Annotated in this window: 18 protein-coding genes; 8 read left to right on the forward strand and 10 right to left on the reverse strand. The window is 57.6% G+C overall.

Going from position 1 to position 20062, the window contains the following annotated elements:
- Positions 1–4 precede the first annotated feature (4 nt).
- Positions 5–586, forward strand: a complete 582-nt coding sequence (locus tag J7413_RS01805; protein ID WP_209095800.1) for a TIGR02281 family clan AA aspartic protease — start codon at positions 5–7, stop codon at positions 584–586.
- Here the strand turns inward: J7413_RS01805 and J7413_RS01810 are convergent.
- Both J7413_RS01810 and J7413_RS01815 read right to left on the reverse strand, forming a co-directional pair.
- Positions 583–1050, reverse strand: coding sequence for a DNA polymerase III subunit chi (locus tag J7413_RS01810; protein ID WP_209095808.1), 468 nt, complete (start codon positions 1048–1050; stop codon positions 583–585). The two genes, J7413_RS01805 and J7413_RS01810, sit on opposite strands and share 4 nt — an antisense overlap.
- A gap of 4 nt (positions 1051–1054) precedes the next feature.
- Positions 1055–2521, reverse strand: a complete 1467-nt coding sequence (locus J7413_RS01815) for a leucyl aminopeptidase (RefSeq protein ID WP_209095810.1) — start codon at positions 2519–2521, stop codon at positions 1055–1057.
- Positions 2522–2665: 144 nt separating this feature from the next.
- Between J7413_RS01815 and lptF the strand changes: the two genes are divergently transcribed.
- The 6 genes from lptF (at position 2666) to rsmA (ending at position 10222) form a co-directional block, all read left to right on the forward strand.
- Positions 2666–3784 (forward strand): LPS export ABC transporter permease LptF, encoded by a 1119-nt coding sequence (gene lptF, locus J7413_RS01820; RefSeq protein WP_209095812.1) that lies wholly within the window; start codon positions 2666–2668, stop codon positions 3782–3784.
- Complete coding sequence (gene lptG, locus J7413_RS01825; protein WP_209095814.1) at positions 3781–4878, forward strand: LPS export ABC transporter permease LptG; 1098 nt, start codon at positions 3781–3783, stop codon at positions 4876–4878. Before lptF ends, lptG begins: the two co-directional genes overlap by 4 nt.
- A complete protein-coding gene (gene lptD / locus J7413_RS01830; protein WP_209095816.1) occupies positions 4875–7046 on the forward strand; it encodes an LPS assembly protein LptD in 2172 nt (723 codons plus the stop codon). The genes lptG and lptD overlap by 4 nt, the downstream gene beginning before the upstream one ends.
- Before the next feature lie 22 nt (positions 7047–7068).
- Positions 7069–8313 carry a peptidylprolyl isomerase gene (locus J7413_RS01835; RefSeq protein WP_209095818.1) on the forward strand — a complete coding sequence of 415 codons (1245 nt, stop codon included), beginning with the start codon at positions 7069–7071 and terminating at the stop codon, positions 8311–8313.
- On the forward strand, positions 8310–9302 hold the full coding sequence (pdxA, locus tag J7413_RS01840; RefSeq protein WP_209095819.1) for a 4-hydroxythreonine-4-phosphate dehydrogenase PdxA: 993 nt from the start codon (positions 8310–8312) through the stop codon (positions 9300–9302). Before J7413_RS01835 ends, pdxA begins: the two co-directional genes overlap by 4 nt.
- A 77-nt stretch (positions 9303–9379) precedes the next feature.
- Positions 9380–10222 carry a 16S rRNA (adenine(1518)-N(6)/adenine(1519)-N(6))-dimethyltransferase RsmA gene (rsmA, locus tag J7413_RS01845; protein WP_209095821.1) on the forward strand — a complete coding sequence of 281 codons (843 nt, stop codon included), beginning with the start codon at positions 9380–9382 and terminating at the stop codon, positions 10220–10222.
- Here rsmA and J7413_RS01850 read toward each other — a convergent pair.
- From J7413_RS01850 to J7413_RS01865, 4 genes are read right to left on the reverse strand one after another with little or no spacing between them, the layout of a single operon-like run.
- On the reverse strand, positions 10178–11029 hold the full coding sequence (locus J7413_RS01850) for a UPF0280 family protein (protein WP_247743280.1): 852 nt from the start codon (positions 11027–11029) through the stop codon (positions 10178–10180). The two genes, rsmA and J7413_RS01850, sit on opposite strands and share 45 nt — an antisense overlap.
- Complete coding sequence (locus J7413_RS01855) at positions 11026–12492, reverse strand: 6-hydroxynicotinate reductase (protein ID WP_209095823.1); 1467 nt, start codon at positions 12490–12492, stop codon at positions 11026–11028. Before J7413_RS01855 ends, J7413_RS01850 begins: the two co-directional genes overlap by 4 nt.
- Before the next feature lies 1 nt (position 12493).
- Positions 12494–15214, reverse strand: coding sequence for a molybdopterin cofactor-binding domain-containing protein (locus J7413_RS01860; RefSeq protein WP_209095827.1), 2721 nt, complete (start codon positions 15212–15214; stop codon positions 12494–12496).
- On the reverse strand, positions 15211–16068 hold the full coding sequence (locus tag J7413_RS01865; RefSeq protein WP_209095828.1) for an FAD binding domain-containing protein: 858 nt from the start codon (positions 16066–16068) through the stop codon (positions 15211–15213). Before J7413_RS01865 ends, J7413_RS01860 begins: the two co-directional genes overlap by 4 nt.
- A gap of 136 nt (positions 16069–16204) precedes the next feature.
- Here J7413_RS01865 and J7413_RS01870 point away from each other — a divergent pair, with 136 nt between their 5' ends.
- On the forward strand, positions 16205–16654 hold the full coding sequence (locus J7413_RS01870; protein ID WP_209095829.1) for a MarR family transcriptional regulator: 450 nt from the start codon (positions 16205–16207) through the stop codon (positions 16652–16654).
- 77 nt (positions 16655–16731) lie between these two features.
- On the opposite strand, the gene J7413_RS01875 is transcribed toward J7413_RS01870, so the two are convergent.
- From J7413_RS01875 to J7413_RS01890, 4 genes are read right to left on the reverse strand one after another with little or no spacing between them, the layout of a single operon-like run.
- Complete coding sequence (locus tag J7413_RS01875) at positions 16732–17427, reverse strand: ABC transporter ATP-binding protein (RefSeq protein WP_209095832.1); 696 nt, start codon at positions 17425–17427, stop codon at positions 16732–16734.
- Positions 17414–18136 carry an ABC transporter ATP-binding protein gene (locus tag J7413_RS01880; RefSeq protein WP_209095834.1) on the reverse strand — a complete coding sequence of 241 codons (723 nt, stop codon included), beginning with the start codon at positions 18134–18136 and terminating at the stop codon, positions 17414–17416. Before J7413_RS01880 ends, J7413_RS01875 begins: the two co-directional genes overlap by 14 nt.
- On the reverse strand, positions 18133–19080 hold the full coding sequence (locus tag J7413_RS01885) for a branched-chain amino acid ABC transporter permease (RefSeq protein ID WP_209095835.1): 948 nt from the start codon (positions 19078–19080) through the stop codon (positions 18133–18135). The genes J7413_RS01880 and J7413_RS01885 overlap by 4 nt, the downstream gene beginning before the upstream one ends.
- Positions 19077–20003, reverse strand: coding sequence for a branched-chain amino acid ABC transporter permease (locus J7413_RS01890; RefSeq protein ID WP_209095836.1), 927 nt, complete (start codon positions 20001–20003; stop codon positions 19077–19079). Before J7413_RS01890 ends, J7413_RS01885 begins: the two co-directional genes overlap by 4 nt.
- Between the last annotated feature and the right edge of the window lie 59 nt (positions 20004–20062).

Here is a 20062-nt window from a genome sequence, read left to right on the forward strand (position 1 = left end):
ACACATGAGCGAATTTGAGATCGGCCACTTGGCATATCTAAGCCTGCTCTTGGTCATGGTTTTGATGTGGTACATCTCCTCCGGTCGTATCGCGCTTGGCCAAACACTGCGCAATGCGGCTATTTGGGTTTTGATCTTTCTCGGCGCCATTGCCGTGGCCGGTATGTGGGATGATATCCGCACCAGTGTGCGCCCTATGCAGACCGTACTTGAAGACGGCAATCGCATCGAAATTCCCCGAAGCAGCGATGGCCACTACCACGCCACGCTCTCGCTCAACGGTGCCGATGTCGCGTTCATCGTCGACACAGGGGCCTCCGAAATTGTGCTCTCGAAAGAGGACGCACGGCGCGCCGGACTGGATCCTGACAACTTGGCCTATTGGGGCCGCGCCATGACGGCCAATGGCGAAGTGCGCATTGCCCCTGTCTGGATCGAGGAAATCTCCTTGGGTGGTTTCACGGATCGCGATGTCCGCGCCACCGTCAACGAAGGCGAGATGCCGCAGTCGCTGCTCGGCATGTCCTACCTTCAGCGGTTTGAACAGATCACCATCGCAGGAAACCGTTTGATCCTAACACGTTAGGATCCGCCACTTTCGGCCTTTTTCTGCCAGACGCCCGTCTCTTCAGACCAGTACTGCGCTGCACAGCCCGCATCGGTCAGCGCTTTCCACTGTCCACGTGCATGCTGAACCGCTTCCGGGTCATGTCCGTCAAATAAAATACAGACGCGTTCGGCGGCTGTGACTTCTTCGGCGCTCACCTCGGCCCCGTCCACCGTCATAATGCAGGTCGCTTTGTTTGGTGCATCCTGCGCAGTGGTCAGCAAAATGGGCTGCAAATCATCGTGTGGCCCGCCGGCCACCCCATGCGGCAAAAAACTATCGTCTCCCAGAAGCCACAGCCTCTGATCCAGCCAGTCCATGCGTGCAGGATCTACCCCCCGCACCGCAATGGCCCATCCAGCCCCGCGCGCCTTCTCCAGAAGGCGCGGCAAGGTGGTATCAAGCGGCGCTTGTGTCAGGTGATAGAAATAGGCCGCACCCAAGGGCTTATACCTCGAAGTTGTCCGCAACAAGGCGGCTGAGCGCGCTTACGCCCCAACCTGTCGCCCCTGCAGGTGCCAAAGCAGTTTCAGACTTCACACTGGCCACCCCGGCAATGTCGAGGTGAATCCAAGGCGTGCCCTCTTGCACAAAACGCTGTAGGAATTCCGCTGCGGTGATCGATCCCGCTGGACGGCCACCCACGTTTTTGACATCTGCGATGCGCGATTTCAGTTGTTTTGCATAGCCCTTGCCCAGTGGCATCCGCCAGGCGCCCTCGCCCTCTGCATCAGCCGCTTTCAGGAAGGCATTGCACAGCATGTCGTCATTGGAGAAAACGCCGGCATTTTCATGGCCAAGACCGATGATGATCGCCCCTGTCAGTGTGGCCAGATCAATCATGCCCGCTGGTTTGAAACGGTCTTGCGCGTAGTGCATCACGTCGCACAACACCAAACGCCCTTCCGCGTCAGTGTTGATCACCTCAATGGTGTCGCCTTTCATAGAGGTCACCACATCGCCCGGACGGGTCGCTCGGCCCGATGGCATGTTTTCAACCAAGCCGACAAGGCCCACAACATTGGCTTTGGCCTTGCGCAGTGCCAGCGCCTTCATGGTGCCGGCCACAACGCCTGCGCCGCCCATATCCATGGTCATGTCTTCCATGCCCGCAGCAGGCTTCAGCGAAATACCGCCTGTATCAAACACAACGCCTTTGCCAACAAGCGCCAACGGAGGCGCAGCTTTGTCACCGCCGTTCCATTGCATCACCACCACTTTCGACGGGCTTTCGGACCCCTCGCCCACAGACAACAAAGCGCCCATGCCAAGCTCTTTCAGCTGGTCTTCTTCCAGCACCTCCACCTCAAGACCGATCTCTTGAAGTGCCACCAATCGGTCCGCAAACTCTGTCGTGGTCAGCACATTGGCAGGTTCATTCACCAGATCACGGGTGAAAAACGCGCCATCCGCGACAGCCAGCAAAGGTGCAGCCGCGGCTTCTACTTCAGCAGGTTTGCTGACCATCATGCGCACCGCCCGCGCGTCTTCCTTCGCATTCGCGGTCTTATGATCGTCAAACCCATAGTCACGCATCGCAATGCCAAAAGCGATCTGCGCCGCCTTGGGATGGGTGCCCGCCAGAACCGTCAAAGCTGCATTGCCACGCGCCTTGCCAAGCGCGGCCCCGGCTTTGCGTGCCTCTTCAATACTGCAGCGACGCGGCAGAATGACCACATCCACTGCCTCAGCGGCCAATCCAGTCGGAAATGCCAGCGTGACCAATGTGCCGTTAGCAGCATCTGCCCCTTTGTCTTCACGCAAACGCTCCACCGCGCCACGGGTCATCCGGTTGATGCGCCGCGCGCCCTGATCAAGATTTCCTTCCTGCGGTATAAAGATTGCAATCCGCCCCTCTGCTTTTGCAATTTCATCCAATTGAGTTTCTTCAAAAGCAAACTGCACAGGGCGCATATGTCGATCTCCATTTTAATGCTGCCAAACACCTAGCGCGCCCAATCTTGCTTGACCAGTGGCCATCGCCAGTTTGCAGTTTCACCGCCCCACCAATTCCACTAAACTGCGCGCAAAGAACAAGAACTTGAAGGGATCCAAGGCGTGAGCAGATTCGACAGATACATCCTGTCGCAGTTTCTAACTCTGTTTGGCTTCTTCGCACTGATCCTCGTATCGGTCTATTGGGTCAACCAAGCGGTGTCACTGTTTGATCAGTTGATCGCAAGCGGACAGAACGTGGCCGTTTTCCTTGAGCTTTCGTTGCTTATGCTTCCCAGCGTGATCCGTCGCGTGCTGCCAATCGCAGTGTTTGCGGGCACGGTTTACGTCACAAATCGCTTGTCAAACGAAAGTGAACTGACCGTCATGCAGGCCACCGGCTTCAGCCCCTGGAGGCTCGCCCGACCGGTTGCCGTATTCGGAGTGATAACAGCCCTCATGATGAGTGCCCTCACCCATTTTCTCGTGCCCACTTCAGCCAAGGAGTTAAGCGAGAGACAAAAAGAGATCAGCCAAAACATCACCGCGCGTTTGCTGACCGATGGCACCTTTATGCATCCAGCTGATGGAGTGACATTCTACATCCGCGAAATCAGCGCAAATGGCGTGCTCAAAGACGTGCTTATGGCGGACAGCCGAAACCCGGACGGCACAACACTGCACACCGCATCTGAGGCCTATCTGGTACAAGATGAAAACGGCCCTAAGCTTGTGATGGTCGATGGTCTCATGCAGTTCAATCCAGCGGACACCGACCGCCTCATGACCACGAATTTCGCGGATTTTTCATATGACATCAGTGGTTTGGTCGATCCTGAAGCGATCAATCGCGGATCCGTAAACTATTTGCCAACCTGGGACATTTTCGGTGATCTCCCTTCTGCTGCGGCTATCACAGGCGAAAGTCTGGGCAATGTCACCGAAGAGTTTCATGCCCGCTTCACCCAACCCATCATGTGTGTAATCTTTGCCTTGGTTGGCTTTGGCATGCTGATCATAGGTAGCTTCAGCCGATTTGGTGTTTGGCGTCAAATTTTGTTTGCCTTTGGCATTCTTGTGGTGCTTGAGGCCCTCAAAAACGTGGTTTCCGACCCCGTGCTCGATGCGCCAGAGCTCTGGCCGCTGCTTTATGTGCCCGTTGCCTTGGGCGGCGTTATCGCATTTGTGCTGCTATATCTCGCGTCAAACCCAATTCGTTTGCGACGGAGGTCTGTCGCATGACAAGCCATCTCTATTTTGCGCGCAAGTTTTTCTGGATGCTGCTGAGCATTTTCGCCGTCTTCTTCGTGCTGACCATTCTGCTCGACATGATGGAGCAACTGCGCAAATTTGATGTGGAACAGGTGGGCTTTTATCGTGTGATCGGTCTCACCTTTTTACGCGCACCTCAGGGGCTTTATCAACTTCTGCCATTGATTGTGATCCTGGCAACTGTGGCTTTGTTTATCGGCCTGGCGCGCACATCAGAACTTGTCGTGGTGCGCGCGGCTGGGCGCTCTGCGATTGTGGCTGTGATTTCCCCTATGGTGTTGGCGCTGCTTGTTGGGGTGGCTGCTGTTACAATCATCAATCCACTCGTGGCGAAAACATCCGTTGAATACGACAAACAAAGCGACGCATTGCGCAACAACGGTGGGAACGCGCTATCCTTGTCAGATGAGGGAATATGGCTGCGTCAAGGCGGGCGGGAAGGGCATGCCGTCATCCATGCCGAACGCACCAACGCTGATGCCAGCAAATTTATCAATCTCAGCATCATCACTTATCGCGAAAACGGCGGCCCGCAGTCCCGGATTCAAGCCGATACCGCTGAATTGCGAGACGATGGCTGGCAACTCACAAATGCACGGGTCTGGTCCCTCAACCGGGGCGTCTCAGAGGGTACAGCCGCGCTTCATCATGACACGCTGACATTGCCCAGCAACCTGACACCTGATCGCATTAGAGATCGTTTCGGCAGCCCGTCCGCAATTTCTGTGTGGCAATTGCCAAAGTTCATCCAAGAACTTGATGAAGCTGGTTTTTCCTCGCGTCGCCATACTGTGTGGTTACATATGGAACTTGCGCAGCCGCTGTTCCTGATGGCGATGGTTCTTGTCGGCGCCGCCTTCACAATGCGCCACACGCGCTTTGGCAACACTGGGATTGCAGTGCTGTTTGCCATTCTCATCGGTTTTAGCCTCTATTTCATCCGAAACTTCGCGCAGATCTTAGGGGAAAATGGCCAAATTCCTGTCCTGCTCGCAGCCTGGGCACCGCCGGCCGCAAGTGTGTTATTGGCACTCGGACTGTTGTTGCATATGGAGGACGGATGACGAACTTGCTCTTCCGCCTTATGACGGCCACTGCACTTTCCTGCGCCCTCGCCCCAATGGTGCAGGCCGAGACGGCTCAGGTACCTTCAGAACAATCTGAAGCTGCAAAGCCAATTTCACAGAATGTGGTACTGATCGCAGACAATGTCGAACTGGTTGGCACGTCTACACTGCGTGCACACGGCAATGTAGAAGCCGTTTCTGGCGAAACTCGGCTGCAGGCACGCGAAGTTATCTATGACAATGAAACCGGTGAAATAACCCTTCTGGGGCCAATACGGATCACTGAAGGCGACTCAGTCTCAATCGTCGCCGACTCAGCGGATTTGAACGCAGACTTTCAATCTGGCTTGATCCGAAGCGCGCGTTTGGTACTCGCAGATCAAGTGCAGTTGGCCGCGCAGCAGCTCGACCGTATCGGCGGTCGTTTCAATGTATTGACAAAAACCACGGTATCGTCGTGCCGTATCTGCGAAACCGGTGAAGCCCCACTCTGGCAGATCCGCGCAAAACGCGTCGTTCACGATCAAGCCGAACGACAAATCTACTTCGACGAAGCGAGCTTCCTTATTCGCGACGTACCGGTGTTCTATTTTCCTCATCTGCGGATGCCGGATCCGACACTGAAACGCAGCAAAGGTTTCCTGTTTCCCAACTTCCGGCGCACCTCGCTTTTGGGCAATGGCATCAAGCTTCCGTACTTTTTTCCGATCGGAGACGACAAAGACCTCACGCTCACGCCCTATATCTCAACAAACACACGCACGCTTGAGTTCCGGTATCGTCAGGCTTTCGAAAATGGCGGCATTGAACTCGATGGCGCTATCTCAGACGATGACCTGCGCCCCAACGAGACGCGTGGATATCTGTTCGCCGACGGTCTGTTTCAATTAGAGCGTAATTACAAACTTACCTTTGACATTAAGGCCGTCAGCGATGATGCCTATATCTCAGATTATGACTACTCAGACCTTGATCGTCTCAATAGCAATATCAGAGTAGAACGCGCTTCTCGCTACGAAAATACCAGCTTCGGAGTGTATCATTTTCGCTCGCTGCGGGATGACGAAGACAACGACACGTTGCCAACCTTGGTGTTCCAGGCCGAGACCGAACGGCGCTACTTTCCGACGTCGATTGGCGGAGAGCTGCGCACCCGTCTTGAAGCGCACTCTCATAAACGTGACTCTGGCCTAAATGGCGATGACGGTCGGGATGTTGCACGCACGAACGCTTCGGTGGAATGGCTGCGCAACTGGACACTGGCAACAGGCTTGCGTCTCGGCGTAAACGGAGGGCTCGCATTTGACGCCTATAAAACCGACGACGACACAACAGTCAGCTCATTTGACAGCGGCTTCACGCCTGCGGCAGCGATAAACCTGCGCTATCCGCTGGTAAAGCGCGGCTCGGACGGCGCCACCTATCTGCTGGAGCCGGTTGCACAAGTGGGCTGGACTGGTGGCTCAAACCTTGACGTCGCAAATGATGAAAGCACACGTGCCGAATTTGATGAAGGCAACCTGTTGTCGCTTTCCCGCTTTCCGTCACATGACCGTCGCGAGCGTGGCCTGGCTGCGGCACTCGGGATGAACTGGTCACGCGTCACATCAGAAGGCTGGGAAGGCCACTTCACCGTGGGTCAGGTATTCCGCGACCAATCCCAAAGCGATTTTTCCGCAACATCAGGTTTGGCAGGAAAAACATCTGATCTGCTCTTGGCGGGTCAGTTCAACAATCAAAACGGTCTGGTCATGTCCGCTCGCGGTCTGCTGGATTCAGGCGGCACTCTGAACAAAGCCGCTGCGCGTCTCGGTTGGAGCAATCCAAGCTTGATGGTGGATGCGAGCTATATCTGGCTGGCGCGAGACCCCGACGAAGATCGTGCAGAGCGTATTTCGGAATGGACGCTGGACAGCAGCTATCGCTTCTCCCGGCATTGGACCGGTCTGATTGACTGGCGCTACGATGCGGTCGCAGGCAAATCGGCACGCGCAGGCATTGGCATGCAATATCGTAACGAATGCGTGCAGGTCGAACTTTCGCTATCGCGCCGCTTCTCCACATCCGATACCGTTCAATCCAGCAACACCTTTGGCATCAACGTGGCCCTGCTTGGATTCTCGGTCAATTCAAACGATAAGAGCTATAGCCGCACCTGTGGCTGAATTACAGGAAGACGACACTCTCATGACGCGACGCCCTTTCATCCGCTCCCTTCTGCGCAGCTGCGCCTCTCTCACCAGCGCAATTGCGGCAGTGACAGTTCTCAACAATGCGGCCGTTGCACAAAGTGCTTTCAGCCCCGCAATTTTGGTGAATGACTCTGCAGTCAGCTACTACGAATTAGATCAGCGCGCGCGCCTCTTGACCATCATGAACGCCCCGGGAGATCCTGGAAAGCTGGCGCGCGAACAGTTGATCGAGGACCGCCTGAAACTCCAGGCTGCACGCCTCACCGGCATTGCCGCGTCAGATGAGGGTATTCAGAACGGCCTTGATGCCTTTGCAGCCCGCGTCAACATGGAAGCCGGCGATCTCATTGAGGCACTTGTCGGCGCCGGCATCGACGAAGAGACCCTGCGCGATTTCATCATTTCGAACATCACCTGGCGCGGCGTCATCCAGTCTCGGTTTGGCGGCAACGCACAGGTCAGCGAAGAAGAAATCGATCGCGCTATCGCTCAAAACAGCGGCTCTGGCGGTGTGCGCGTGCTGCTCAATGAAATCATCATCCCCGTCACACCGCAAAATCAACGACAGGTACTTGGCTTGGCGGAGCAACTCTCCGAAATTCGCAGCTTTGAGAGTTTTGAAAACGCCGCGCGTACCTATTCTGCATCTGCCACCAAAGAGAGTGGTGGTCGCGTTGACTGGATGAATGTGACCAATCTGCCCGCCGAACTGCGGCCAGTGGTCACCGCGCTGCGGCCGGGAGAAGTGACCCGCCCCTTGCCATTGCAAAACGCGGTCGCCCTGTTCCAGTTGCGTGATGTGGCTGAAACCGGACGCTCCACGCCGACCTACTCGGCCATTGACTACATGATGTATTTCATTCCCGGTGGGCGCACAGAAGAAACCCTTGCGCAGGCCAACGAACTCGCGGGCAACCTTGATCGCTGCGACGATCTTTTTGCCATCGCACAGGACGAGCCTGCGGAATTTCTTGTCCGCGAAACCTTGCCGCCAAGTGACATCCCCAAAGATGTGGCCATCGAACTCGCCAAGCTTGACGACAACGAAGTGTCCACAAATCTGACCTCCGCAGACGGGCAGAACCTTATGGTGCTCATGCTCTGCGGGCGTACTGCGCAATTGGCCGAAGAGCTGTCGCGCGAAGATGTGGCGCAGGCGCTGCGCAACCAACGTCTGGAAAGCTACGCCAACAGCTATCTCAGCCAGCTGCGTGCGCAAGCGCGTATCATTGAAAAATGAACCAACGGGCACAATCTGCCCCCATCGCGCTCACCTGTGGTGAGCCCGGTGGTATTGGGCTGGAGATCGCAGAAAAGGCCTGGCTGGCACTCAAAGAGGAGCTGGCGTTTTTCCTGATCGCGGATCCAGATCATCTGCCGGGCACCGTGCCACATCAGATGATTGACGATCCGTCACAGGCAGGTGCCGTGCTGCCGGATGCCTTGCCCGTTTTCCCACACCCCTTTGGCGCGCCGCGCACCCCCGGTCAGGCCGATCCTGAAAACGCCGAAGGCGTGATCGACGTGATTTCACAAGCCGTTGATATGGCCATGTCTGGCAGCGCCAGCGCGGTTTGCACTTTGCCAATTCACAAGAAGGCGCTCAAAGACGGCGCTGATTTTGCCTATCCCGGCCACACCGAGTTTCTGGCGGATCTTGGTGGCGTGAACGATGTGGTGATGATGCTGGCCTCTGACATGCTGCGCGTTGTGCCCACCACCATCCATATTCCGGTCTCCGAAGTGCCTGCCGCGCTCACGCCAGAATTGCTCGAAGAGACCATTCGCATCACTGCCAAAGGTCTTTCAAATCAGTTTGGCCTCACCGCGCCTCGGATCGCCGTGGCAGGTCTTAACCCACACGCGGGCGAAGGCGGCGCAATGGGCCATGAAGACGCCAGCGTGATTGCGCCTGTTCTGGAAAAACTGCGTACTGAAGGCTTTGACATTGCGGGCCCTCTGCCTGCGGACACCATGTTCCACGCTGATGCCCGTGCGCGCTATGATGTGGCAATCTGCGCCTACCACGATCAGGCGCTGATCCCGATCAAGACGTTGGATTTTGATGGCGGCGTGAATGTCACCCTTGGCCTGCCTTTTATCCGCACCTCGCCGGATCATGGCACAGCTTTTGACATCGCAGGCACCGGTCAGGCCAATCCATCCAGCACCATCGCCGCGCTGCGCATGGCGGCGCGCATGGCTGAAAGCGCCCCACAAAGCGCTTGACGCGTCACAGGGGGAAACATATCCCCGCCCAAGGCCAAACTCGCGGCACGTCCGCGCAACCAAACAGGTGATGAGCCATGAGCGCCATTGATGATCTTCCTCCGCTGCGTCAGGTGATCGACACCCACGGTCTGTCTGCGCGCAAATCACTGGGGCAGAATTTTCTTCTGGATCTCAACCTCACCGCCAAAATTGCGCGCCGTGCTGGGGATCTCACCGAATGCGACGTGCTGGAAATTGGCCCCGGCCCCGGTGGCCTCACACGCGGCCTGCTGGCCGAGGGCGCGCGCCGTGTCCTCGCGATTGAGAAAGATGATCGCTGCATCCCCGCGCTTGCCGAGATCGAAGCCGCCTACCCCGGCCAACTTCAGGTGATCAATGGCGATGCACTTGAAATCGATCCTCTGGCGCATCTGACCCCCCCCATTCGCGTGGCGGCCAACCTGCCCTACAATGTAGGAACCGAACTTTTAGTGCGCTGGCTTACGCCCAAGGAATGGCCACCTTTTTGGCAAAGCCTCACCCTGATGTTTCAGCGCGAAGTGGCCGAACGGATCACGGCTCAACCGGGCTCCAAAGCCTACGGTCGTCTTGCCATCCTTGCCCAGTGGCGCGCCAACGCCAATATCGTGATGTCTTTGCCGCCCGGCGCGTTTTCACCGCCACCAAAAGTGCACTCCGCCGTGGTGCATCTGACCGCGCTGGAAGAGCCGCGTTACCCTGCCGACGCAGACATGCTGTCACGCATTGTGGCCGCTGCTTTCAATCAGCGGCGTAAAATGCTGCGTGCCGCGCTCAAGGGTCAGGCCCCTGATATCGAAGATCGTCTGCTCGCAGCAGGCATCCAGCCAACCGAACGTGCCGAACAGGTCTCCCTAGAGCAGTTCTGCGCCCTCGCACGCGTGATGAAGGAAAGCTGAGCCAACCACGCGGGCTTGCCCCTGTACATGCAGATAGACACCTGCAAGCGGGAACTGCTGGGAAAGCCCCTCTGCATATTGCACACCCCGCGCCAAAGCCTCCGCAACATCCGTTGCTGGTAACGGCGCAACGCCCACAGTGACAAGACGAGCGCCCAGATCGCTCCCCTCACGCACATCACAGGCAGGCGCACGCCGCACCAGCGGATGGCGCGGAACATCCACGTGATTGGCGATCAGTGTTGCCGCCACATCCGCTTCCGCTGCCGTGCGCGACAGAACCGTCACCGCATCCGCGACTCCCAGCGACAGGCTGCGCCCCCGCCACCCAGACGTTGCCACCCCTCGGATCGGATCATCCGCATGAATGGTCACCTCCGCATCTGCCCCTGCCACCGTCGCGCGTAGGCTTTGCCCCTCTGTCAACACCAGCGCCACATCGCCACCATTGTTCACATAGGCACGGGACACATCCGGCACCTCAGCAATCACGCGGGCAATTTCATCCGCCACAGCTCCGGCAACCGCGGCCATAGGGGTCACAAAATCTGGCATGCCCATCCGCGCAGCGCTCTGCATCTTTTGCGCCATTCGCCCAGTGAAACAGCTATACGGCTCAACAGGCCGGCGCAGTTTCGGCAGCTCATCCACCAATTCCTGCAAAACCGTTTCAAAACGTAGCGCCGCCGCACGAAAGCCCTGCGCACGCCCGTCCCCCCAAATTTCAAGGATCAAATCAATGGGCCCGTGGTGCATATGCAGCCGCCGTCCATCGGGCAACCATGTGACCTGCGGTCCATCCATCATTGCTTGCGCTCTTGCGGAAAAATCACCTGACTGTCCCGCGCATAAAACCCGCCGCTTTGCAAAATATCGATCACATCGCGCACCGCCTCCGTATGCCCGCCAAGTGCCTCATACTCTTGTTTTAAAACGGTAAACTCCAACGGCGCGACAATCGCAGGCGTGGGCACCATGCCAAATGCCCCTTTTGGCGTCTGCATCACATCCGCCATAAGGGTGATCCCGCCCCCCGGCCAAACATAAGACTTTGCCCCGCCCACCGTCACCTCGGCGCGTCCGGCCTGCACGGCTTCTGTCAGCTTCACCGGATTGCGCGTGACGCCTGAACGCAATGAGCCACCCGCACCGCCCATGAACATCACCGTGCAAAGGGCAGGTTCACAATTCTCCGCAATCAACGCCACCGACGGCTTTATCCGCGCCGGCATCGGCCTTTCTTGCGGCACCAATTGCGCGTCGAGTTCATAATACGCGGCATGTTCTCCCGTTGTGGAAACCATCAACAATGTCAGCCCCTCACGCGCTCCTTTCTTCGCCAGCCACGGCCCAAGGATCGACAGTGGGTCCTCTATATCTGTCCCACCCCAACCGCGCCCAGGCTCTGCCACCTGAAAATAGCGCCCCGGGGTGCTCCGCCGCCCTTTGATACGAATGCCCGTGTCAGGCCAGCCCAGCACCTTGCCCGCCTGATGCTCACTGACGACGCCAGTAATGTGGTCATCCACCACCACCACTTCATCCACCAGGCCGTACCATTGGCTCGCGAACATCCCTATGGTGGCAGAGCCGCAGCCCACTCGCATTCGCTCTTCGCGCAGCCCATCCACAATCGGCGCTTTGCCAGCCTGCACCACAATCTCCGCACCATCCTCCACTGTCAGTGTGACAGCCTCTCGATTGAGCAGCCGCAACAGCACATCACAGGTCACGCGACCTTCCGCCTTGCTGCCTCCGGTCAGATGATCCACACCGCCAAGGCTCATCATCTGAGAGCCATATTCGCTGGTGATCATCAGCCCCACAGCCTCGCCCTGATGGCGGATCACAGCCCCCTCACGCCCCAAGTGTCGATCTGTGTCGATCTTCACCTTGACGCCGCAATAGGAAAAAATCGCCTCCGTCACCACGGTCACAAAATCCGCGCCATCCACTTCGCGGCTCGCCAGAAACGGTGCGGGCTTATAGTCGGGATAGGTGGTGCCCGCACCAACGGCAGTGACAAATAGATCCTCGGTAGACAGCCCATCATGCCAGTCACGCCCCAGAAACGGGCGCACATCTCCACCCTGCGCCACCGTCCGATCCAGCACCGTCAACGGATCACAGCGCACGATTTCACCGCCATGATTGGCATAGCGGTCACAAGCGCCAATCTTGCCCTCTCCGATATAACACATCACCGGGCAGGCATCGCAGCGGATCTTTTGCTCCCGCACACGTCCTGCTTTGCCCGATGCCTGTGTCATCCTATCCTCCGTGTCTGCGCGCCGCCTTGATCGCCGCCAAAACCCGATCTGGTCTGGCAGGCAATTTCGTGATCCGCGCCCCACAGGCATCCGTAATCGCGTTTAAAATCGCCGGTGCCGTCGGGATCAGAACATGTTCGCCCAACCCCTTTGCCCCCATCGGCCCTTCTGGGTCCGGCACCTCAATCAGGTGAGACACCACCTCCGGCATGTCACCGATGGTCGGAATCAGATAATCGTGCAGATTTTCCGTGCGCCCCGGCACAAACTCTTCCATCAACGCCATGCCCAGACCCTGCGCGATCCCGCCTTCGATCTGCCCTTCAGCAAGCAATGGATTGATCACGCGCCCCAGATCGTGTGCCGCCGTGATCTTCCGCACCTGCACCGTGCCAAGCGCCAAGTCTACTTCAACTTCTGCCAGCTGCGCGCCATAGCCATAAACCGCATAAGGCACGCCCTGCCCGTTTTCATCGAGCGCCGCCGTGGGCGGATCATAGGTTTCCTGCACCATGAGCACATAGCCTTCCGCCCCGACCGGCAATGCGGAAAGATCAATCGCCCGCACCTCGCCCGCTTCAGCGATGCGCAACTGCCCCGCCGCCAATGTCAGACTGGCACCTGACCCCATATTGGCCATCTGCAAAATCTGAGTGCGCAGCGCCTGCCCCGCCAATAGCGCCGCTTTGCCGCTCACCACGGTTTGCCGACTTGCAGAGGTTTTGCCACAATCCGGCGTCAGCGCGGTATCTGCATCTACCAGATCCAACTGATGCACCGGCAGCCCGACAGCATCGGCCGCAATCTGTGCAATCACCGTATTGGACCCCTGCCCAATATCCATCGCCCCCTGATGCAGGCGAATACGCCCCTCCGCCGTGATCCCAATGCGCATGGTCGAAGGGTTCGGCAGCGCCGTGTTCCCGCAGCCATACCAGCAGCTGGCAACGCCGATACCCCGCTTCGTGCCAGCGTTGCGCGCATTGAAATCAGCAACCTCGATCTGCGCCGCATCCCAGCGTGGCTGCAGCGACGCGAGGCATGCACCAATTCCCACGCCCTGCACTGTTTGCCCACAAACAGTCAGGTCCGACTCACGCAATGCGTTCTTCCGCCTGATTGCGAGCCGATCCATTGCCAACTTGCGCGCCAAATCGTCCAGCAAGGTCTCCTGCAAAACCGCCGCCTGCGGCACACCAAAGCCGCGAAACGCCCCAGCAATCGGCCCATTGGTGTGGATTGCCCGGGCCTCTGCGGCGTAGTTTGGCACCGCATAAGGCCCACTGGCATGCACCGGCACACGCACCGCAACGGTCGGCCCCCAGCTTGCATAGGCGCCCGTGTCAAAATCGCCATCAAACAACATACCGGTCAGCCGCCCCTCTGCATCCGCAGCCAGCGAGGCCCCCATCTGCGCGGGATGGCGCTTTGTCGACGCGCGCATGCTTTCTGCCCGGCTATAGACCATCACGCTTGGCTTCCCCGTCAGCAGCGTCACCAACCCGATCAGGGGCTGCACAGACAAATCAAGCTTTGCGCCAAAACCGCCACCGGTCGCCGCTGGCCTTATGCGCAGCTTTTCTTCCGCCAGCCCCAAAATCTTCGCGGTCTCATCGCGGTCCAAAACCGGTGCCTGCGTGCAGGCGCGAATGTTCAGGACATCGCCCTCCATCCAGGCCACACCAGCCTCAGGCTCAATATAGGCATGTTCCACGTGGCTGGTTACAAAGGATCCAGAGACGACATGTGCAGCATCCGAAACCGCCTGAGCCGCATCACCGCACCGTACAGCCCCCGCAATCAGCAAATTGTCAGGCCGCCTCTCATGAAGCTGCGCAGCACCCTCTGCGCGCGCCTTCTGCACCTCCAACAGCGCGCTGCCAGGCGTCCAGCGCACAGGCGCTTTGGCAAAATCCAGCGCCAGCACCGCCTCACGCCTACCCGCAACCAAGGCGACCGCCTCACCGGTAAAACGCACCCGCCCTTCCGCCAGTGCAGGCTGATCCACAAACGCAGGGATCACCCCAGTCTCATTGCGGCCCGGAATATCTGCAGCAGTAAACACCTGAACGTCATGGGCTGCCGCCCAAGCTTCCAGATCGCCGAACGCAAACTCGGCCGCTGCATGAGGGCTGCGGATTGCCCGCACCCAAAGCGCATCTTGCGGCAGATCATCTGCGCCAAAGCGCTCCGATCCCAGCACCTTTGCCACGCCATCAAGCCGCTCCACACGCGCCCCAACAGACGCCGCCGCATCCGGCTCAGGCCCCGCGCCACTCCCGGCGGCATCCAGCACAGCATCCACGATCTTGGCGTAGCCCGTGCATCGGCACAAAACCCCGCCAAGCGCGGTCTCTACCGCGCGCCGATCCGGGCGGCTGTCTTTGCGCAACAGCGCTTCTGCCGCCATCACCATGCCAGGGGTGCAAATGCCACATTGCGCCGCGCCATGTCGTAAAAATGCGCGCTGCAAGGCACTTGGCCCCGGTCTCTGCATCCCCTCTATGGTTTCAATTTGGCGCCCCAGCGTCTGCGCAACCGGGGTCAGACAGGCACAAACCGCTTTCCCATCGAGCAAAACCGTGCAAGCGCCGCAATCGCCTGCATCGCAGCCCACTTTGGTTCCGATCAGCGCCAAATCATTGCGCAACACATCCGAAAGGCGCTGCCCGGGGGCGGCAACCACCTCATGCGCCACGCCGTTCACCTTAAGTCGGATCATTGCAAAGGCCCCGACGCCGCCGCAAGCACCGCCCGGCGCACCAATTCTGGCACCGCCTCCAAACGATAGGCCGCGCTGCCTCGAATGTCCGAGATAGGCTGCAAAATATCTGCGAAATCACTGTCGCTTATCGCCCGCGACAAATCCGCAATCGGCGCACCGATCAGCGCGGCCTCAAGCAATGGCAGCCGCATCGCAACCGGGCTACAGGCCCCCACTGCAACAGCTGCACCGGCAACATGGCCCTCAGATATCTCTAGACGCGCTGCAACCATCGCAACCGAAATCACCAAATGGCTCCGGCTGCCAAGCTTTTCAAATGCACTTGCCCCGGTCGCACTGCAATGCGGCACCAAGATAGCGCTGACCAGCTCATCTCCTTTGCGCGCAGTTGCACGCGGCCCCGTCACAAAATCCACCAAAGCCATACGTCGAACACCACCCGGCCGCAAAAGCTCGACTTCCGCGTCCAGTGCCAAGAGCGGAGGGATGCCATCAGCCGCCGGGGAGGCATTGCAAATATTGCCCACAACAGTTCCGGCGTTTTGAACCTGAACGCCCCCGACCTGACGGGCGGCTTGCTTTAACATGTCAAATGCAGCGGGCAAAGGTGTCGCAACCACATCGCTCCAACTGGCACCCGCGCCGATCCGCCACCCTTTCGCAACCTGCTGAATGCCTCTAAATTCACTCAAGCCGGTCACATCCAAAATGACTTCATCAGGCCCAGTGCCAAGCGCCTGCGCTTGGGTTGCCGCAAAAAGATCTGTACAGCCCGCTGCTATGATCACCCGACCGTCTTCAAGCAACGCAAGCGCATCTTTCAACTTGTCTGGGCGGTGATAAATCCCCATTCTGTCCTCTCAAACCTCAGGGCACGGCACGCAAAATCTTGTTGGTATACAAACAGATTTTGCGCCATGATCGGTCGCTGTGTCAATAAAACCGAAAGGGTGCCGCTTTTTGCACCCCAAGTGATAGGCCGCGTTCATGCCCGCATCTGACACGTCTTTACCGCCTCTCACGGCCGCTGAAACCTATGATCTTGACGAACAGGTTGGATTTCTTTTGCGCCGCGCCACGCAACGCCATTTGGCCATTTTCGCACAAGGCATCACCGATCTGACGCCCACTCAATTTGCGGCGCTCGCCAAACTTTGTGCCTTGGGCGCGGTCTCGCAAAACGCTCTTGGACGCGCAACGGCGATGGACGCAGCAACGATCAAAGGTGTGGTGGATCGGCTGCGCACCAAAGCCCTCGTGATCAGCGCACCTGACCCCGAAGATCAACGACGCGTGTTGCTGAAACCCACAGCCAAAGGATGGGACCTCTACGAAGCGCTGGCACCAATGGCGACACAAATCACCGAGGACACACTCGCACCTCTGAACGACGCTGAAAAAACGATTTTCACCTTGCTCTTGAAGAAACTGGTATAGGCCGACAACACACCGTCGCGATACCAACGCAATACCGACGTGATGCCGACAGTGTATTTGCCTTCGCCTCAAAGCGCTCAAACCCCCAGATGACGCGCCAAAATGGTGGGATCATCGCGCAGCGCCTCTCCGGAAACAACGCCACGCATCCGCCCATTTTCCAACAATGCTGCGCGATCGGCCAAAGCCAAGATCGCTTCCACCCGCTGTTCCACCAGAACCACAGCAACCCCTTGATCGCGCAGCGTTTCTGTCACATCACGAATGGCGGCAATCATCGAAGGCTGTAACCCTTCAGTTGGTTCATCCAACAACACCACACTGGGCCGCAGGCTCAGCGCACGGCCCATGGCAAGCATCTGCTGCTCTCCGCCACTCAACGTGTTTGCCCGTTGCGCATATCGCTCCCTAAGCCTTGGAAAAAGTTGAAGTATTTCTTCCAGAGTGCTCTCACTTTCGCATTGTGAAAACCGTCCAACCTCCAGATTCTGACCCACTGTCAGATCCCCAAACAGCCGCCGCCCCTGCGGCACATAGCCCACGCCGTGCCGCGGCACCACATGCGCTGGCAGATCTGACAACACTGTCTTCCCCAGCCGCACAGCGCCACTCATCAAAGGCAACACCCCCATGATCGCTTTCATTGTGGTGGTCTTACCAGCGCCATTGCGGCCCAGAAGACAGGTGATTTCACCTGCTTGCGCCTCAAAAGAGACATCGCGCAACACCTGCGCTCTGCCGTACCCGGCATTGACCGCCTCAAGCTTCAGCATCCGCACCTCCCAAGTACGCAGATTGCACAGCGGAACTTGCCTGAACCTGTTCAGGTGTGCCTTCAAACAGGACCTTTCCGAAGTTTAAAACTGTAATAAAATCTGCGACTTCCATAACGACATTCATGTTATGTTCAATCAGCAACACAGTGGTATGTCCACGTAGGTCATTGATCAGCTTGTTAAAGGCGACAACCTCTCCATCTGCGAGACCCTGTGTCGGTTCATCCAAAATCAGCAGCTTAGGCGCCTGCGCCAGCCCCATGGCGATTTCAAGAAGCCGCTGATGCCCATAACTCAAATCACCTGCGTCTTCGTGCGCGCGCTCCAGCAGGCTCACACGGTGCAGTGCAGCAACGACCCTCTCTTCCGCTTCTTTGGGGTCTGAGAACACACGTCTCGCCCCAAGCGCGACGTTTTCATGCACCGACAAACTCGGAAAAATTGATGTGATTTGAAAGGTATAAGCCATGCCAGAGGCGATGCGCTTGTGAGCCGGGAGCGATGTGACGTCACGTTCATCAAAAGAAATCCGCCCGCTGCTGCAGGCCAGCCGTCCCGACAACAGGCCCACCAGCGTGGTTTTACCCGCGCCATTTGGGCCAATCAGCGCACGTACCTGTCCTTTCGGAACCTCAAGTGTCACATCATCAACGGCTCTCAAGCCGTTGAATTGTTTGGTGAGCCCCTCAGCATTCAGAAAACTCATGGAAGCCATCTCCAAAAACGGTTGCGCAGCTCGCCCATAAGACCCTGTGGCGCAAAAAGTGTGAGACACACAAGTACAATGCCAGCAATGAGCATATAGGCGGTGGTCACACCCGAGCTTAAGTCTATGAGATAGAACATAAAGATGGTTCCCACCAACGGCCCCAGCATCGTGCCCGCGCCACCAAGCAGGACCCACAACAGCGGAAAGATCGAGTATTGCACAGACGCAAAACTCGCCCCCACATACCCAAACAACACCCCATAAGCTGCGCCCGCCAGCGCCGAAACCCCGGCAGAGAGCACAACAGCGCCCCACTTATATCGCTGGACATCATATCCAAGCATCATCGCGCGTTCTTCATTTTCACGGATCGCAATCAAAACGTGACCAAAACGCGAACGCAGCACCCACATCAACACAACAAACGCTGCGTAAAATATTGATAATGCTGCAAAATACCGAACCGTGGGATCAGAAAGATCGAGCCCAGCAACCAACCGATCTGCCTGTTGTATCACAAAGCCTTCGTCGCCACGCGTGTAGCTTCCGAAGTAAAGAATGATCAGATACCCAGCCTGTGCAAACATCAAAGTGACGATCATAAACGCCACCCCTTCCGTCCGAAGTGCCAAAGCCCCAATCAACGCACCGATACCCGCTCCCGCCACTACGCCAAGCACCACGGCTGCGCCCGCGCCCAAACCGAATTGGGTCATGCCAAGCCCCATTCCATAAAGGCCAGCCGCGAAGAAAAGCGCATGTCCAAGGCTCAGCAACCCCGTATAGCCAAACAGCAAATTGTAGCCCATCGCATAGGTTGCCAAGACCATAATCCGCGCGAGATTTCCGTGATGATAGGCAGGCAGAAAGAACTGCGCAGCGAAAAGGATTACAAGAACAGCGCCATGCAACCCTATGATTTTCCTCAGATCTGCTGTCATGCGCGACGGGCTCCAAACAGACCCTGTGGTCGAAACACCAGCACAAGAGCCACAAGCAGTGTCGCCAAGATTTTCGCCAAGGTGGGCGAGAAAAATACCGAGATGATCCCGTCAGACAACCCAATCAACAGCGCAGCGAGCACGGTGCCTGGCAGGCTGCCAAGTCCTCCGATAATCACCACGATGAAACTCAACAAGAGAGGATCGCCGCCCATCAGGTAGTGCGCCTGTTGAATGGGCACAATCAACACCGCAGCCAAGGCAGCAAGCCCTGCGCCCAGACCAAAAACCAACGCATAGACACGCTCCACAGGGATGCCAAAGGCAAGCGCCATTTCGCGATCCTGCTCCGTTGCGCGCATCATCAGCCCAAGTTTGCTGCGCGTCATCACAATCCACAAAGCAAGCAATATCACTGTCGCAGCCGCTATAACTGCGAGTTTATAGCTGGTTATGCTGAGTCCCCATGGCCAATACAGGCTCAGCCCTGTCTCGGTCATTTCCACCCATGGCAGCGCCAATCGCGTATTGAACGGTGGTGTCACCGGCCGGGCATCCGGGCCGTAGGTCATAAGTGTAACCTGCTGTAAAATATACAGAATACCAATGGTCGCAACGATGGTACGTTCCGGGTCGTAAGACAGGCGTTTCAAAACGGTCACATCCGCCAAGGCCGCCAAGGCCCCAACAATCAGCGGCACGGTCAGTATCGCAAACGCAAATCCAAACGCCGCTGCCCCTTCGAACCAGCTCGTCACCCACCATGCAAGAACCGCGCCAAGCATAAAAAATTCACCATGGGCAACGTTCACAACACGCATCACACCAAACACCAGCGCGAGGCCACTGGCCGTGAGCGCAAGCACAGCTGCCGTCACCGCGCCCTCAAGTGTGGCCAGCATCAAATAGGGTCCAAAATCCATGACTGCTCCTGCCGGATCTTATACTTGGGTGCGCCACGTGATTGGCGCACCACAGTTTT

It is taken from the genome of Shimia sp. R10_1, from assembly GCF_017744095.1.
Classification (GTDB): Bacteria; Pseudomonadota; Alphaproteobacteria; order Rhodobacterales; family Rhodobacteraceae; genus Shimia.